This window comes from Vibrio japonicus (assembly GCF_024582835.1).
Classification (GTDB): Bacteria; Pseudomonadota; Gammaproteobacteria; order Enterobacterales; family Vibrionaceae; genus Vibrio; species Vibrio japonicus.
Genome location: NZ_CP102097.1, coordinates 1,241,958 through 1,256,651 on the forward strand (window position 1 = coordinate 1,241,958; position 14,694 = coordinate 1,256,651).

The following is a 14,694-nucleotide window of genomic DNA, read 5'->3' on the forward strand; positions in this document are numbered from 1 at the left end:
TTTTTAGGTTCTAATTAACATTACTTTTGTTTAGTTAATCAGTATCCGTCTTTTCCGTATCCGAACTCGTATAGTGTATCTGCTTCCGCATAACCTGGTGCATCGGATGCCTGATCAACGATTGCTTGAGCAGAGTTTGCTAGAGCAAATGGCAGCTTACCTTTCGGTGAGAATTGACCAGTAAGAACGTCGAATAGAGCCTCATCGTTAGATCCAAAGGTCGCGAGAATTGCGCCCGCATCCTTAAGACCACTCGTATCATCCATGACGAACGGCTGACGGAAGTAAACGGAAAGTACGGTATTTTCGGCTCCAACCTTGTTCATAACTTCCTTAATTTCCGCCAGTGAAGGACTGATATCCCATGTGTTGGCTGTTGCCATATTGGTGAAGTCAAGTACGTCAACTTCATCAAACTTGGCACCACCAAATACTAGGTTGCCAGTGTCTTTGTTTGTAACACGAACACGTATTACGGCTTTATCAGCGGTATTCATGTCTGTTACTTCCGTAAATCCATAATCTTCCGCAACGCCTTCGTTGATACCCAAGGTGTACAGGTTCACGCCAGATGCCGCTGCACCAGATGGAAGTGGAAGAAGTGAGTTTTTGTTTTCTAACAATACGATTGACTTACGCTGCGCAATGTCTGCTTTCGCTTGATGTTCTGCACTGCCGACAATGCCGTTTGCCAGACTGTCGTCGACGTATGGGTTTTCAAATAACCCAAGTTCGAATTGTACGGTCAACAGACGCGTTACAGATTCATCTATACGGGATTCAGGAACTGAGCCTTCTTGCACTGCGCTCAGGAGGTCAGCATTGATGTGGAAACCTGAGAATACATCGGTTCCCGCATCAATTGCGATTTTAAACAGTTCGTTCTTGGACTTATCTTGAAGTCCCCAAGCACGGTTATTTTGCACAGTTTCGTCGTCTGGTAGACCAATGTTCGGTTCATTGATGATACCGGTATCGGAGTTTATTACCCCTTTAAAGCCCAATTCTTGACGTAATAGACCATCGAGAATACCCGCTGAGAACGCGACACCAACGTTACCAGTCGGTGTACCGACAGTCTCTGCTGTGTTGTAATCGTTACTAGGAACCCTAACGGTATCTTGCACGTCGCTCGAAACCACGTCAGCTAATGAGAGGTCTTTCCCATCTGAAGTGCGAGTGCCCACATACAGATTGGTACCATCAGCAGCAACTGTTTGACTGTCAGCTAGATCACTTAGTTTCCATTCACCACCTCCAACGATACCGTAGTAAGGCATGATTGAGGCTACGCCTGCTTTAATAGCTGCGCTAAATGGTTTTACGTGGTAGTCGAAATTATTGGTTGGGTAGCTTTGATGTTGACCGGCTAAATAATGCGGGTCTAAACCCAGAAACTGCGGGCCGCCACCAGGGAAGTGCTTCATCGTCAAAACGATACTTTTATTACTGACTTCTTTTCCTTGTAGCTTGGTGACTAGCGCTGTCATGATGTCTGCGGTTAGGTCTGAATCCTCTGAAAAAGTTTCATGTACACGATACCAGCGAGGCTCTGTCGATAGATCGGCCATGTAGCCGTACATACCGCGTAGACCAATGGCATGCCATTCTTTTCTCATGATTTCCGCAAACTCTTCGATACCTTGCATGTTGCCATCACTCAGAGCCATGGAAGCCAAACCCGCTTCTTTAGGCCATTCTGAAAATGCGCCCGCAGATACGTTAATGCCTGGTTTAGCATTTGGGTCTAAGTGATTACGCGCGTTAGACTTGAATAGAGAAGGGATACCCAAACGCGTTTTTTCACTAAGCTCTTGTACAGCATTCATATACTGAGCGGCTTCTTGTGGTGAAATCGGCGCGCTTTTACGGCCAGTAATCGTATCTCCACTTGGATCTCGTGCAGATTCGTCCATGCCTTCTAGCTCTTCCTGAGTCAAAATGGCATTACGGAAAATAAAACGATTCATCTTTTGTTGTTCGACGTAATCGACATGCACTTCGTTGGTTTTACCATAAGCCGCTGCGTTCATGGTATCAATCAACATCATGCCGACTTTCTCTTCGAGAGTCATACGACTTACAAGGTCTGCAACTCGCTCTGAGTCTGATTTACGCCAATCCTCATAAGGATCAACTTCACCATTTTTGTTTAGGTCTTTGAACTGATAACCATCTTTTACAAGAATCTCAGCGCTTCGTGCTCCTAAGACTGGTTGTTCTATAGTGTTGCATCCAGTCAATAAAATGCCTAATGCCAGAGGGGTAAGGCAGAAGTAAGATTTGTTCATTGAATTGTTTCCTGTTGTAGAGTTCAGTTAAAAATTAACAGGGATTAAATATTGCTCAACCAAATTGATTTAATATTGAGATATTGATCGGCCAAATTAATTTATTGGTTAACCATTGGGGCGGCATTAGGTTTATGAGAAGGAAAGTAAAAATTTGAAGTGGCACTTGTTAGTAGCACTTAAAAATAAAAGAGGTGGGGAAAGCTGGCTTAATACGGCGTAATTTAAGCCATTATTAGTGTAATATTCTTCGTTCATAGAAAGCCTGAGATTGTTAAAACTTTCAATGAACGAGGTGACAGGCTATTAGTCTATAGTAGCGACCTCAGTGATAGCTTGTTCTCTATTGAGTTTGTAGAGCCTATATATGGTGATCAAATTCGTTATGATAAAGCATCCCTCAACCAGTGAACCACCGATTGAACCTAGCCAAATATTATGCGTTATCCAGCATATGGAATTGAGCAAAATAAAAAGCCTCAATTTAATGCCTTGTTTTGTAAATAGCGCCCAAGTCGCAATAGAAGATCCAAAGACCGTAATAAGTTCAAATATACTGTCGATATTAGGCAGTGTCAGAACCCACATCGATAAAATAAAAAACCACATGACCTCTTTAGACTGAGTTTTAATAGACGCTAAACTTCGTAGGCCATTGAGTATTACACCAATGGTCGCCACTAATGCACCCATCAAGAAGAAATGAATGGCCATGAAAAAGCAAAAAACAACCATGTGGTATCGAAAATGGAGGTCATTTTTTTGCCAAAACGCAACCAAGCCAATGACAAAAGCAATCCCGCCAACACCTTGTGCCAACCACGTTTCCATGTTGTACCTTTTAATTACGAGCGACTTATCGTCTTCTGACAATAAGTCGCTCTCGTTATTATTTATCTAGGTTTTTAGCCTTGAACCAGTGCAACGGCTTCACGTGTCAGACGCGCTAATTCGTCCCAGTCACCTTTTTCAATTAAAGACTTCTCAACCATCCAAGTACCGCCGCAAGCGATCACTCGTGGAACAGAGAGGTATTCATTGATATTCGAAGGTTTAATGCCACCTGTTGGCATCAGTTCTAGAGCGGTATAAGGTGCAAGCAAAGACTTAACCATGTTAATGCCGCCTGATGGCTCTGCTGGGAAGAACTTCATCGTAGTTAGGCCCATCTCCAATGCGGCTTCGACGGCACTTGGGTTGTTCACACCAGGAATGATCTCAATACCAAGTTCCTGACAGGCGCGCACGGTATTTGGGTTAAAACCTGGTGAAACAATGAAGGTTGCGCCAGCTTCTTTAGCTGCAATAACCTGTTCGCGGTTAAGTACGGTACCCGCACCAATTAGCATATCTGGTTGTGATTCACGCAGTAGGCGGATTGCTTCTTCTGCAGCGTCAGAGCGAAATGTAATTTCGGCCACTGGCAGCCCGTTTTCAACCAGCACTTTGCCTAGAGGAATGATGTCTTCGGCATTGTCGATGGCAATGACAGGGATAATTTTGAGTGCTTTGATTTGTTGTTTAATGTCAGACATTGTTGTTCCTTATTAAGCGTTAAGAGCGGCTTGAGTATGAATTTTGTCGATGATAGCACCGCGATGCTGGATCACTGTACCTGCGAGTTGGTTTCCGCGCTGGCATGCGTTAACCAGTTCGGCACCTGCCAAATAGGCTGATAGGAATCCGCCGTTGAATGAATCACCCGCAGAGGTGGTGTCCACAACGCGTTCCACAGGTTGTGTGGAGACGATTTGAGCGGGTGACGTTAGTTCCTGAACTAGACATCCATCAGCGCCATTTTTTACCACACGGCGTCGCACGCCTAAACTGGCTAATCGATCCAGTGTGTCGGACGGCGTTTGGTCGCCCCAGAGATTCTGTTCGTCATCAAACGTAACCAAAGCTAAATCGGTTAGCTGATACATGGCTTCGTAGATAAATTTCACGGTAGCGTTATCGTCGTTGGGCCAAAGTGCTGGGCGGAAATTGCTGTCGAATGCTATTTCCACACCATTTTGGCGTAGCTCCGCCAACAGGCTGAGCAGTTCAACGCGATCCTCATCAGGTAAAATGGCTAGGGTAATACCACTTAAGAACACCATGTCGACGTTTGCCAATGCGGACTCGATATCGGCAATCTGAGGATGTTGCATGATGTAGCGCGCTGCAGATTGATTACGCCAGTACAAAAATGTACGTTCGCCCTGATCGTCGAGCTGGATCAGATATAACCCTGGAGATCGACGTTCATCGCGCAGTACGAGCGAGGTATCGATCCCTTCTTGTTGCCAACGGGTAAGCATACCTTCGCTAAGAGGATCAGCACCTAGTGCACTCACATAAGAAACCTTGATTTGTTCGGGGTGCAAATTGGCTTCCCGGCCTCTGCAAAGATACACAGCAGCGTTAAGCGTATCGCCGCCATATGTCTGTTGCATAGGGCCGAACGGTTTCCCGTTCAGCTCAATCATGCATTCGCCGATAATGGCGATATGTTTCATTACTTACGCCCTCTCTTCAAAATAACGTTTGGCATTGCCAAAACAAATATTCTCAACCATAGGACCTAGTAGAGAAAGGTCATTCGGAACTTCGCCGTTCTCAGCCCAGCGACCAATCATGTCACACAAAATACGACGGAAATATTCGTGACGGGTGTAAGACAAGAAACTGCGCGAGTCGGTCAGCATACCGACAAACTGGCTTAGTAGACCTAGTTGAGATAGCTGTTCCATTTGGCGCTGCATGCCGTCTTTTTGGTCGTTAAACCACCAACCAGAACCAAACTGAACTTTGCCAGCAATGCCACCGCTCTGGAAGTTACCAATCATGGTCGCCATCATTTCGTTGTCTCTCGGATTGAGGCAGTACAAAATTGTGCGAGGCAGTTCATTTGATTTATCCATTTCATCCAAAAGATGAGCCAGTTCAAACGCAAATGGGCGATCGCCAATTGAATCGAAGCCAGCATCGGCACCCAGTAATTTGAACATGCGGCTGTTGTTGTTACGTTGTGCACCAATATGGAGCTGCATAACCCAACCCAATTTGGCATAGCGTTGACCCAGCCAGACTTGAACAGCGGTAGTGAACTGAGCGACTTCGGTTTCGTTTAGCACTTGTCCATTCAGGCGACGAGCGAGAATGTCGTCAAGGACGCGTGTTTCAGGAATTTGCGCGAAACGAACGACTTCAATGCCATGGTCAGCCGCTTTACAGCCATGATTGTTGAAGTACTGTAGGCGTACTTCTAACGCGTCACACAGTTCGTCAAACGTAGCGATCTCAACATCCGCTACTTTAGATAGCTGGTGGATATAGTCGATAAAGCCATCGAGCTCAATTTTAAACGCTTTGTCCGGACGCCAGCTTGGTAGTACCGCGATATCGAAACTGCTGTCTTGCGCGATAGTGCTATGGTGTTCAAGTGAATCAATCGGATCGTCCGTAGTACCAGCCATCACAACGTTCATTTTCTTCATGATGCCGCGCGCAGAGAACTCTGGTGAGGCAAGCATTTCATTACATTGATGCCAGATAGTATCCGCATTTTGTGGCCCAAACAGTGTGTTGGTAATACCAAATGGGCGGCGCAGCTCTAGGTGGGTCCAGTGATACAGAGGATTCCCTAGTGTTTGAGGTACTGTATTGGCCCAGGCGAGGTACTTGTCGTAGTCACTTGCATCACCAGTAATAAGTTGCTCACTCACACCCGCAGAACGCATGCCGCGCCATTTGTAATGATCACCCGCCAACCAAATTTGAGTCAGGTTCTCGAAGCTACGATCATTCGCGACTTCTGCCGGATTCAGGTGACAATGGTAATCATAAACTGGTTGCTTACTGGCGTGATCATGGTAAAGACGACGGGCTGTTTCAGTTGACAGTAAAAAATCTTCGCACATAAACGCTTTCATCGTGTCGCTCCTTATAATGCTGCAACAGTTGCACGTGCGCCATTATCCAGTAAGGACTGGTAGGCACGGCTTACCGCTTCAATGACTTGAGGGTTCTGACCAAGTTCCGCTGGGAAAATGGCTTCTACGCCGAGTAAAGCAGGAACGACAGACACATTTAGTCCATGTTGGTCGCAAATAGCACGAAGTTGATCGGCCATCGGATCACGTACATCAATTGAGTTATCTGCTTCATCAACACCAGAAACGTATCGCATCCATCCGGCAATGGCGGTTGCAATCCATGAAAAATCGCTGCCATTTGTAAGGTGGTACTTTAAGCTACCGCCCATGCGTTGAGGGATTTTTTGGCTACCATCCATCGCAATTTGCCATGTACGGTGCTTCAGGCTTGGGTTGGTGAAACGGTCAATCAGCAGTGTGGCGTATGCGTTTAGGTCCGTGCCTTCAGGCATGTTGAGAGACGGTGCCTGAGCTTTCATCATCATATCGAAGGCTGCTTTGCGATAGCCTTCATCCGTCATTGTATCTGAGATATGGTCATAACCACCAAGGTAGCCAAGGTAGGCAAGGAAAGAGTGGCTGCCGTTAAGCATTCTGAGCTTCATCTCTTCGTATGGCACAACATCTTCTACAAACTCTGCACCAGCAACGTCCCACTCTGGGCGTCCGGCAACAAAATTGTCTTCGATTACCCATTGACGGAATGGTTCACAGGCAATGCCACACGGATCTTCACAGCCTAAGAGCGTTGAAATTTCTGCTAGTGTTTCTGGAGTTGCAGCTGGAACGATGCGGTCAACCATTGTACAAGGGAACGTCACGTGGGTTTCAATCCAATCGCGGAAATCAGGATCACTTAATTGGGCGAACTCTAGAATCGCTGCTTTAGCAACATGACCATTTTCTTGTACGTTGTCGCACGACATAACTGTAAATGGTGCCAAACCACGATCACGACGAAGTTTTAGGGCTTGAACGATATAACCTAATGCCGATTTCGGTGTTTCAGGCGTTTGTAGGTCAGCCAGAACTAATGGATTGTTCTTATCCAGTGTTCCGGTTGCTGGGTCTGCGCAGTAGCCTTTTTCTGTAATAGTCATAGAAACAATAGAGACTTGAGGTTCAGCCATTTTTTCAAGGACGGCTTGAATACCATCAAGTTCTGGGTGTAATGACTCAGTCACTGAACCGATGACTTTTACATCCGTTTTCTCTGCACCTTTTTCCGCCACCGTGTATAGGTGATCTTGCAAACGCAACGCTTCAATTAGGTCCTCGCCACCAAACAGGTTTACTTCGCAGATTCCCCAATCGCTGCCCGTTTTTTCCAACATTTCATTTGTGAACAATGCCTGGTGAGCGCGATGAAATGCGCCAAATCCTAGATGGACGATGCGGCTTTTTAATGTTTTGCGATCGTACTGAGGCAGAGAAACGTCAGAGTTGAGTGTGGTATTAGCAATATTTTTCATTTCTAGTCCTTAAAGCTTCGTCGGATAGGCTCCGACGAAGCAGTATGTGTTGAATTTGGGGTTAGTAGCCTAAAATAAGATTCGGTAAGAATAGGCTCAGCTCTGGAATAAAGGTGACGGCGAGCAGTGCCGCAACCAGTGCACCATAGAAAGGCAGTAGTGGTTTAATGACTTTATCGATTGATACGTCAGCAACAGAGCAGCCAATGAACAGCGCACTACCGACGGGCGGTGTACAGATACCGATAGCAAGGTTGAACGTCATCATGATCCCGAAGTGAACAGGATCAACACCCATATCCATCACAACTGGAAGGAAAATCGGGGTAAAGATCAGCACTGCAGGTGTCATATCCATAAAGATACCGACGATAAGCAGAATGACGTTAATGATCAGAAGAATCATCAGCGGGTTTTCTGATACAGAAAGCAGGGCATCTGCAATCATATATGGGATATCGGCGTTAGCCATTGCCCATGACATACCCATTGAAGCACCAACAAGCAACAAAACAATAGAGGTTGTTACTGCTGATTCAAGAATGATTTTTGGAAGTTGAGTAAACTTCACTTCACGGTAAACCAAAACGGCTAGGACAAACGTATAGACAACGGCGATGGCTGATGCTTCTGTTGCGGTAAAAATGCCTCCGATGATGCCGCCCATAATAACGATGATTAGACAAAGCGAAGGGGCAGCGCGCAAGAACGTATTCCACACTACTGCTAGCGTTGGTTTTTCAGCAACAGGGTAGCCTCTGCGTTTTGCAATAAAGCCCGCGATAAGCATGATACTCAAGCCCATCAAAATGCCAGGGATGTATCCTGCTAAAAACAGTGCCGCTATAGATGTGCCGCCAGATACCAGCGAGAACACGATTAATGTGTTACTTGGCGGGATCAATAGGCCAGAAGGACAAGAGGTGATGTTCACAGCAGCAGAAAAGTGCTTATCGTATCCGTCTTTCTTTTGCAGTGGTGACATAGTGCCACCTACCGCTGCAGCAGACGCCACGGCTGAACCGGAAATCGATCCGAACATCATATTGGCCATGACGTTAACGTGCGCTAGTGAGCCAGGTAAACGTCCTCCAAGTACTTTGGCGAAGTTAATCAAACGCAGTGCGATGCCGCCCTGGTTCATAATATTACCTGCCAGTATAAAGAATGGGATCGCCAGCAAAGCGAAGTTGTCTAGGCCTGCGGCCATACGTTGAGCTACCACCGCAATTGCAGGTTCTAAAGGTAGTGCCATTAAAATTGTTGCTAAAGATGAGAGCCCGATTGCAAAAGACACGGGCACACCCAATGTCAATAGCACAGCAAACGTTCCAAACAGGGTGAGTATGACTTGCCAATCCATCGTAGGGTCCTTTTATTAATCAAATTTAGATTCGGTAGCTAAAGTGCTGCCACAAATAAGTTTTTTCACGCTCTCGTACGCAAATACGCCTGAATAAAAAATCATCAAAGCGCCGCTGATAGGTAGGCAGAGATAGATATAGCCCATCTGTAGGTTTAATGCTGGAGTGACTTGTCCAGTCGCTAGTGTTTTGCTAGCCAGCTGTATACCACCGTGAACGAGGACGATGTATGCGAATACGGCAATAGCAATTTGAATAAAGAGTTCGTTGATAAGCTTACGCTTGCCACTGAGTTTCATGGTTAGTAAGTCGATAGCTAAGTGACGCTTCAGACCAGTGGTGTATGCGGCTCCGATTAAGGCTACCCACATAAAGAGGTAACGCGCCAATTCATCAGTAATCGTGCTGGGTTTACCGAGGACGTAACGTGATATGACTTGCCACACTACGCAGAAAACCAGGAAGGTGGAGAGAGATATAGTAAAGGCAGCTAGACCTCTGTTTATGAAACCGACCAGTTTTTTCATGTTCATTCCCTTCAATAAAAATGACCACATCTCGACATTTGGTTTACCAAAATGGGTTCATAGTTTCGTTTGTTGAATGTCAATACACTCTAATAATCGAAGTTGATTATAGATTTGTCGATAAAATTTTACGTGAGCCGTCTCACACTTGGATTGGTCGACCAATTTGCTTGGGTTTTATGTGATTTGGATCATTTATTGGGCGATTTTGGTTTGACGCTTTGGTGTTTAGGCATAAATATTAAGGACGAAACAAATAAACCCTACAAACTGGTAAACCAAAAAAGAAACGGAGAATTCAATGAACATGCGTAAAACTCTACTTTGTAGCTTTGTCGGAGCTGCTTTGAGCCTTAGTGCGGTCACTTCTGCGTATGCAGCGACGACTTTAAAGTTAAGCCACAACCATCCTCGTGACCACGCTGTGCATAAAGCAATGAGCCAGCTAGCGAAGGAAGTGAAAGAGTTGACAGACGGTGAGGTGAAAATTCGCATTTACCCAGATGCTCAGCTAGGCACACAGCGTGAATCTATGGAACTGATGCAAAATGGTGCATTGGATATGGTGAAGAGCAACGCGGCAGAGCTCGAAGCGTTTTCTCCAGCTTATTCTGCTTTTAACCTACCTTATTTGTTCCGTGATAAAGCGCACTACTACAGTGTGACTGATGGAGAGCTAGGTCGCGAAATTCTTGATTCTTCAAGTGAAAGTGGCTTTATTGGTGTTACCTACTACGACGCAGGCGCACGCAGTTTTTACACATCAAAACCGATTAAAACACCAGAGGACTTGAAGGGTTTGAAAGTTCGCGTTCAGCCAAGTCCAACTGCGATCGCGATGGTGAAGTCTCTTGGCGGTAGCCCAACGCCTCTTGCTTACGGTGAACTTTATACCGCACTACAACAAGGCGTAGTAGATGCAGCGGAAAACAATATTCCATCGTTCAGCCTAAGCCGTCACAGTGAAGTATCAAAATACTTCAGCTTGGATGAGCACACAATGGTTCCAGATGTTCTTGTAATTTCTACTAAAACGTATGACAAGCTGACAAAAGAACATCAGGAAGCGCTAATGAAAGCGGCCAAAGATTCATCTGAATACATGAAACAGCTTTGGGCTGAGTCAGAAGCAAAAGAGCGTAAAAAAGCAGAAGGTATGGGTGTGACGTTTGTTCAGCCTAACAAAGCTGCGTTTGTCGCGTCTGTTCAACCAATGTACGCCGAGTTAGAGAAAAGCAATCCTGAACTCAGTCAGTTGGTTAAACGCATTCAAGATGTGAAGTAACACGTTACTGCATATCTTTACTATTAAAGGTGTTGTATACACATTGCATTTAAGTAGGTTGACCAATTTTATTTGGTCGCTATTATGGTCAAAATAGTTATGGACGTAGTAAATAGATTCAACATGATGCCTTTTGAACCAAAACGCCCTTATCAAGAGATAGGGTTAGTACTAAGAAACCAGCTTATCGAAGGTCTATATAAGGTCGGAGATAGACTTCCTCCAGAACGTGATATTGCGGAGCAGCTAGACGTGAGTCGAACTGTGGTTCGTGAAGCGATCATCATGTTGGAACTGGAGAACTTAGTAGAGGTTAAGAAAGGCTCTGGTGTCTACGTCCTTAACGTGCCAACCAATTCTGCTTCTCGTGAAAATATTATCAGTGATGATGCAGGTCCATTTGAGATGTTGCAGGCTAGGCAATTGCTAGAAAGTAATATTGCAGAGTTCGCCGCTACTCAGGTCACACCGGGAGACATCCTGCGAATGCGTTCTGCTTTAGAGCTTGAGCGTAAAGAGTTAGCAGAAGGGACAGTCGATTGTCACGGGGATGAGCAGTTCCACTTGTACATTGCCGAAGCGACTCAAAACTCGGTATTAGTCGACATGCTGAAACATTCGTGGGACCGCCGAGAGAAGAGCCCAATGTGGAAAAAGCTCCACTCTCACATTAGTGGCACTGCTTATCGCGAAGAATGGTTGGAAGATCACGCAAAAATACTTTCTGCTCTTCAGCGAAAAGATCCTATATCAGCCAAAAATGCAATGTGGCAACACCTTGAAAATGTTAAGCAGCGTCTTATAGAGCTGTCTGACATTGATGACCCGAATTTCGACGGATACTTATTCAGTTCTAACCCAGTTGTATTGTTGGGTAATGCGAGCAAATAATAAGTAGATACCATCGGATTGGGGTCCGGTTTGGACAACATAAATAGTTGTCTTTAATAAAGTCGTTATAGCACTTAACTTGAAGCTTGATATTTTGAGCGGGTTACGTGTGTCTTAAAAAGGTGAGTGTCATGGAACAAACTTGGCGTTGGTATGGCCCTAGCGATCCTGTGTCATTAGATGATATTAAACAGGCAGGCGCAACGGGAATCGTAACTGCTCTACATCATATTCCTAATGGAGAAGTGTGGAGTAAAGAAGAAATCTTAAAGCGTAAAGCTATTTTGGACGAAAAAGGTTTCAATTGGTCAGTGGTAGAAAGTGTGCCAGTCCATGAAGAAATCAAAACCCGTACAGGTAATTATGTCCAATGGATTGAGAACTATAAACAATCACTTATCAATCTAGCTGAATCTGGTATTGATACAGTGTGCTATAACTTCATGCCTGTTCTGGATTGGACGCGTACTGATCTAGAGTATCAACTGGCAGACGGTTCAAAAGCACTGCGTTTCGATCAAATCGAATTTGCAGCCTTTGAACTCTTTATTCTGAAGCGCCCAGGCGCAGAATCTGCGTATACGGAACAAGAGCAAGCGCAAGCTAAAACATGTTTTGAAAACATGACTCAAGCTCAAATTGACAAGTTAACGTCGAATATCATTGCTGGCTTGCCAGGCGCTGAAGAAGGCTACACGCTGGATGAATTCCAAGCACGTCTGGACACTTATCAAGATATTGATAAAGAGAAACTCCGTGAGCACATGGTGCTGTTCCTAGAGGAATTGATTCCAACTTGTGAACAGTACGGTCTAAAGCTAGCTGTGCATCCGGACGATCCACCGCGTCCTATTCTTGGTTTGCCTCGTATTGTGTCTACCATTGAAGATATTGAAGCATTGACGACAGCAGTTCCTAGCATGATGAACGGAATCACCATGTGTACAGGTTCTTATGGCGTCCGCGGAGATAACGACTTGGTTAACATGATCGAAACGTACGGCGAGCGTATCTACTTTACGCATCTTCGCTCAACACAGCGTGAAGAAAGTAACCCAATGAGTTTCCATGAAGCTGCGCACTTGGATGGTGATGTGGACATGTATAATGTCATCAACGCACTGCTTAAAGAGGAAAATCGCCGCGAGAAAGCGGGAGATGTTCGCTCTATCCCAATGCGCCCAGATCATGGTCATCAGATGATTGATGACTTGAAAAAGCAAACTAACCCAGGTTATTCCTGTATTGGCCGCCTGAAAGGTCTGGCTGAAATCCGTGGCGTAGAATTAGCTCTAAAACGAGCTTTTTACATGGATAAATAAAAAGTTCTCCAACATTTGCACTGTTTTTATATTTTTTCTATTTAGCCGCCTTTCGGCGGCTTTTTTAATACCCGATATTAAACTGATAATAGCCAACTACTAAATCTGAACACTCTGTTGTTTAGAAATTCGCCGAATATCTGTTCCTTGAGTGTAATCGAAGTCTAACATTCACACTTTTATCACTAATAACAGTCGCTAGTTTATTCCTTGTTTTTGAAGAGGAATAGGGGCTGATACGTACGGTTCCTCAAACTTATTCATATTACTTTGATCGATTATGTAAGCGATCAGATGAATATGAATTTTTGTTTGCTTCCGTTCTTGTCTTTTTACTGGGTGTTTTGTCAATTTTTTTGTTTTCTATTTGGTTTTAAATACATTTAACCCAAAGGTATGGATTCCGAGTATGTTTATTAAAGAGCGAAGGGACGAGATCGTCGTAATTTTATTTGAACAAGGAAAGGTTGAAGTAAATGAACTGGCGAAAAGATTTTCAACATCACGAGAAACTATTCGTAGTGATCTTAATTATTTAAATGGTTTAGGTCTGCTTGAACGGTGTTACGGTGGGGCAGTTCTTAAAAAGAGGTCTTTAATTAATAACTTAAGCTCGGAAATTGAAAATATCTTAAATTCTATTAAATACAAAAAAAGCAAAATAAAGGATAATTCGATGAGTGGCTATGTATGTATTATTGGTTCATTTAATGTAGATATTGTTTGCAGCGTACCACGTTTCCCTAACCCTGGTGAGACCTTAATTGCTAACCGAACCCACTTTGGCCCAGGCGGAAAAGGTGCAAACCAAGCTCTAGCTGCGAGTAAGGCCTTAGCACAGGTGCATTTTGTCGCGAAGATAGGTAAGGATAAATTTAGCGAGTTTGCGTACAACCACCTTACCTCTTCATTGGTTGATGGTTTTACCCTATATCAATCCGACACGTTACCCACTGGAAATGCTGTTATTTATGTTAGTGAGGAAAATGGCGAAAATATGATTGCTATTGACCGAGGAGCAAATATGGCATTAACAGAAAGTGAAATTAATCAAGCATATCATCACATTGATTTATCGAACGTTCTATTAGTGCAGTTAGAAAGTAATCTAGATGCTATTCTTCAGTCGGTAAAATATGCCAGTGCTAATAAAAAAAGAGTTATATTAAATCCAGCACCTTATTCTGAAGATATTGAACAAATAATTCCGTATGTAAATATTATTACGCCTAATAAAACTGAAGCTGAATTTATAAGTGGAATGAAGATTACGGATATTAAATCCGCAAAATTAGCTGCAGATAAGATTTCTATGAAAGGACCTGAAGTAGTCATCATTACCTTGGGGTCTGAAGGAGCATTGGTCAAAAATAATAATAGTTTTACGCTCATCCCAGCCTTCCCAGCACTGGCTGTTGATACCACAGGTGCTGGTGATGCTTTTAATGGCGCTTTTTCTGCTGCATTGGCCAATGGCGATTCGCTATTAGACGCATGCCGTTATGCCTCGGCTTTTGCATCCTTGGCTGTGGAACGAGAGGGGGCATCCAATATGCCTACACATGAACAAGTATTAGCACGTCTTTCTACACACGCTCTAAGCAATTACAACTAAAAGGACT

At 44.3% G+C, this 14,694-nt stretch carries 12 protein-coding genes; 4 read left to right on the forward strand and 8 right to left on the reverse strand.

Going from position 1 to position 14,694, the window contains the following annotated elements:
- Window positions 1-38 precede the first annotated feature (38 nt).
- The 8 genes from NP165_RS19045 to NP165_RS19080 form a co-directional block, all read right to left on the reverse strand.
- Window positions 39-2,291: a glycoside hydrolase family 3 protein gene (locus tag NP165_RS19045; protein WP_257086043.1), complete on the reverse strand. Its 2,253-nt coding sequence runs from the start codon at window positions 2,289-2,291 to the stop codon at window positions 39-41.
- Window positions 2,292-2,597: 306 nt separating this feature from the next.
- Window positions 2,598-3,122: a YgjV family protein gene (locus NP165_RS19050; protein ID WP_257086044.1), complete on the reverse strand. Its 525-nt coding sequence runs from the start codon at window positions 3,120-3,122 to the stop codon at window positions 2,598-2,600.
- Window positions 3,123-3,196: 74 nt separating this feature from the next.
- Entirely contained in the window at window positions 3,197-3,826 is a 630-nt protein-coding gene (locus NP165_RS19055; RefSeq protein WP_257086045.1) for a bifunctional 4-hydroxy-2-oxoglutarate aldolase/2-dehydro-3-deoxy-phosphogluconate aldolase, read from the reverse strand.
- 12 nt (window positions 3,827-3,838) lie between these two features.
- Window positions 3,839-4,792 (reverse strand): sugar kinase, encoded by a 954-nt coding sequence (locus NP165_RS19060; protein ID WP_257086046.1) that lies wholly within the window; start codon window positions 4,790-4,792, stop codon window positions 3,839-3,841.
- A gap of 3 nt (window positions 4,793-4,795) precedes the next feature.
- Window positions 4,796-6,208 carry a glucuronate isomerase gene (uxaC, locus tag NP165_RS19065; RefSeq protein ID WP_257086047.1) on the reverse strand — a complete coding sequence of 471 codons (1,413 nt, stop codon included), beginning with the start codon at window positions 6,206-6,208 and terminating at the stop codon, window positions 4,796-4,798.
- An 11-nt stretch (window positions 6,209-6,219) separates the two neighbouring features.
- Window positions 6,220-7,683 carry a mannitol dehydrogenase family protein gene (locus tag NP165_RS19070; RefSeq protein WP_257086048.1) on the reverse strand — a complete coding sequence of 488 codons (1,464 nt, stop codon included), beginning with the start codon at window positions 7,681-7,683 and terminating at the stop codon, window positions 6,220-6,222.
- A 61-nt stretch (window positions 7,684-7,744) separates the two neighbouring features.
- Entirely contained in the window at window positions 7,745-9,046 is a 1,302-nt protein-coding gene (locus NP165_RS19075) for a TRAP transporter large permease (RefSeq protein ID WP_257086049.1), read from the reverse strand.
- Between the two features lie 15 nt (window positions 9,047-9,061).
- Window positions 9,062-9,574: a TRAP transporter small permease gene (locus NP165_RS19080; protein ID WP_257086050.1), complete on the reverse strand. Its 513-nt coding sequence runs from the start codon at window positions 9,572-9,574 to the stop codon at window positions 9,062-9,064.
- A 301-nt stretch (window positions 9,575-9,875) separates the two neighbouring features.
- Between NP165_RS19080 and NP165_RS19085 the strand changes: the two genes are divergently transcribed.
- From NP165_RS19085 to rbsK, 4 genes are all read left to right on the forward strand, one after another.
- The gene (locus tag NP165_RS19085) at window positions 9,876-10,859 is read left to right on the forward strand and encodes a TRAP transporter substrate-binding protein (protein ID WP_257086051.1); all 984 of its coding nucleotides are present in this window, start codon (window positions 9,876-9,878) and stop codon (window positions 10,857-10,859) included.
- Between the two features lie 99 nt (window positions 10,860-10,958).
- Complete coding sequence (locus tag NP165_RS19090; protein ID WP_257086052.1) at window positions 10,959-11,750, forward strand: FCD domain-containing protein; 792 nt, start codon at window positions 10,959-10,961, stop codon at window positions 11,748-11,750.
- Window positions 11,751-11,881: 131 nt separating this feature from the next.
- The gene (gene uxuA / locus NP165_RS19095; protein ID WP_257086053.1) at window positions 11,882-13,072 is read left to right on the forward strand and encodes a mannonate dehydratase; all 1,191 of its coding nucleotides are present in this window, start codon (window positions 11,882-11,884) and stop codon (window positions 13,070-13,072) included.
- Window positions 13,073-13,481: 409 nt separating this feature from the next.
- Window positions 13,482-14,687: a ribokinase gene (rbsK, locus tag NP165_RS19100; protein ID WP_257086054.1), complete on the forward strand. Its 1,206-nt coding sequence runs from the start codon at window positions 13,482-13,484 to the stop codon at window positions 14,685-14,687.
- Window positions 14,688-14,694 lie beyond the last annotated feature (7 nt).

Excerpts from the sequence above, each read along its gene's own strand:
- NP165_RS19080 (WP_257086050.1), bottom strand. The coding sequence starts at position 9,574 with ATGAAAAAACTGGTCGGTTTCATAAACAGAGGTCTAGCTGCCTTTACT.
- NP165_RS19075 (WP_257086049.1), bottom strand. The coding sequence starts at position 9,046 with ATGGATTGGCAAGTCATACTCACCCTGTTTGGAACGTTTGCTGTGCTA.
- NP165_RS19045 (WP_257086043.1), bottom strand. The coding sequence starts at position 2,291 with ATGAACAAATCTTACTTCTGCCTTACCCCTCTGGCATTAGGCATTTTA.
- uxaC (WP_257086047.1), bottom strand. The coding sequence starts at position 6,208 with ATGAAAGCGTTTATGTGCGAAGATTTTTTACTGTCAACTGAAACAGCC.
- NP165_RS19050 (WP_257086044.1), bottom strand. The coding sequence starts at position 3,122 with ATGGAAACGTGGTTGGCACAAGGTGTTGGCGGGATTGCTTTTGTCATT.
- NP165_RS19060 (WP_257086046.1), bottom strand. The coding sequence starts at position 4,792 with ATGAAACATATCGCCATTATCGGCGAATGCATGATTGAGCTGAACGGG.
- NP165_RS19055 (WP_257086045.1), bottom strand. The coding sequence starts at position 3,826 with ATGTCTGACATTAAACAACAAATCAAAGCACTCAAAATTATCCCTGTC.
- uxuA (WP_257086053.1), top strand. The coding sequence starts at position 11,882 with ATGGAACAAACTTGGCGTTGGTATGGCCCTAGCGATCCTGTGTCATTA.
- NP165_RS19090 (WP_257086052.1), top strand. The coding sequence starts at position 10,959 with ATGGACGTAGTAAATAGATTCAACATGATGCCTTTTGAACCAAAACGC.
- NP165_RS19085 (WP_257086051.1), top strand. The coding sequence starts at position 9,876 with ATGAACATGCGTAAAACTCTACTTTGTAGCTTTGTCGGAGCTGCTTTG.
- rbsK (WP_257086054.1), top strand. The coding sequence starts at position 13,482 with ATGTTTATTAAAGAGCGAAGGGACGAGATCGTCGTAATTTTATTTGAA.
- NP165_RS19070 (WP_257086048.1), bottom strand. The coding sequence starts at position 7,683 with ATGAAAAATATTGCTAATACCACACTCAACTCTGACGTTTCTCTGCCT.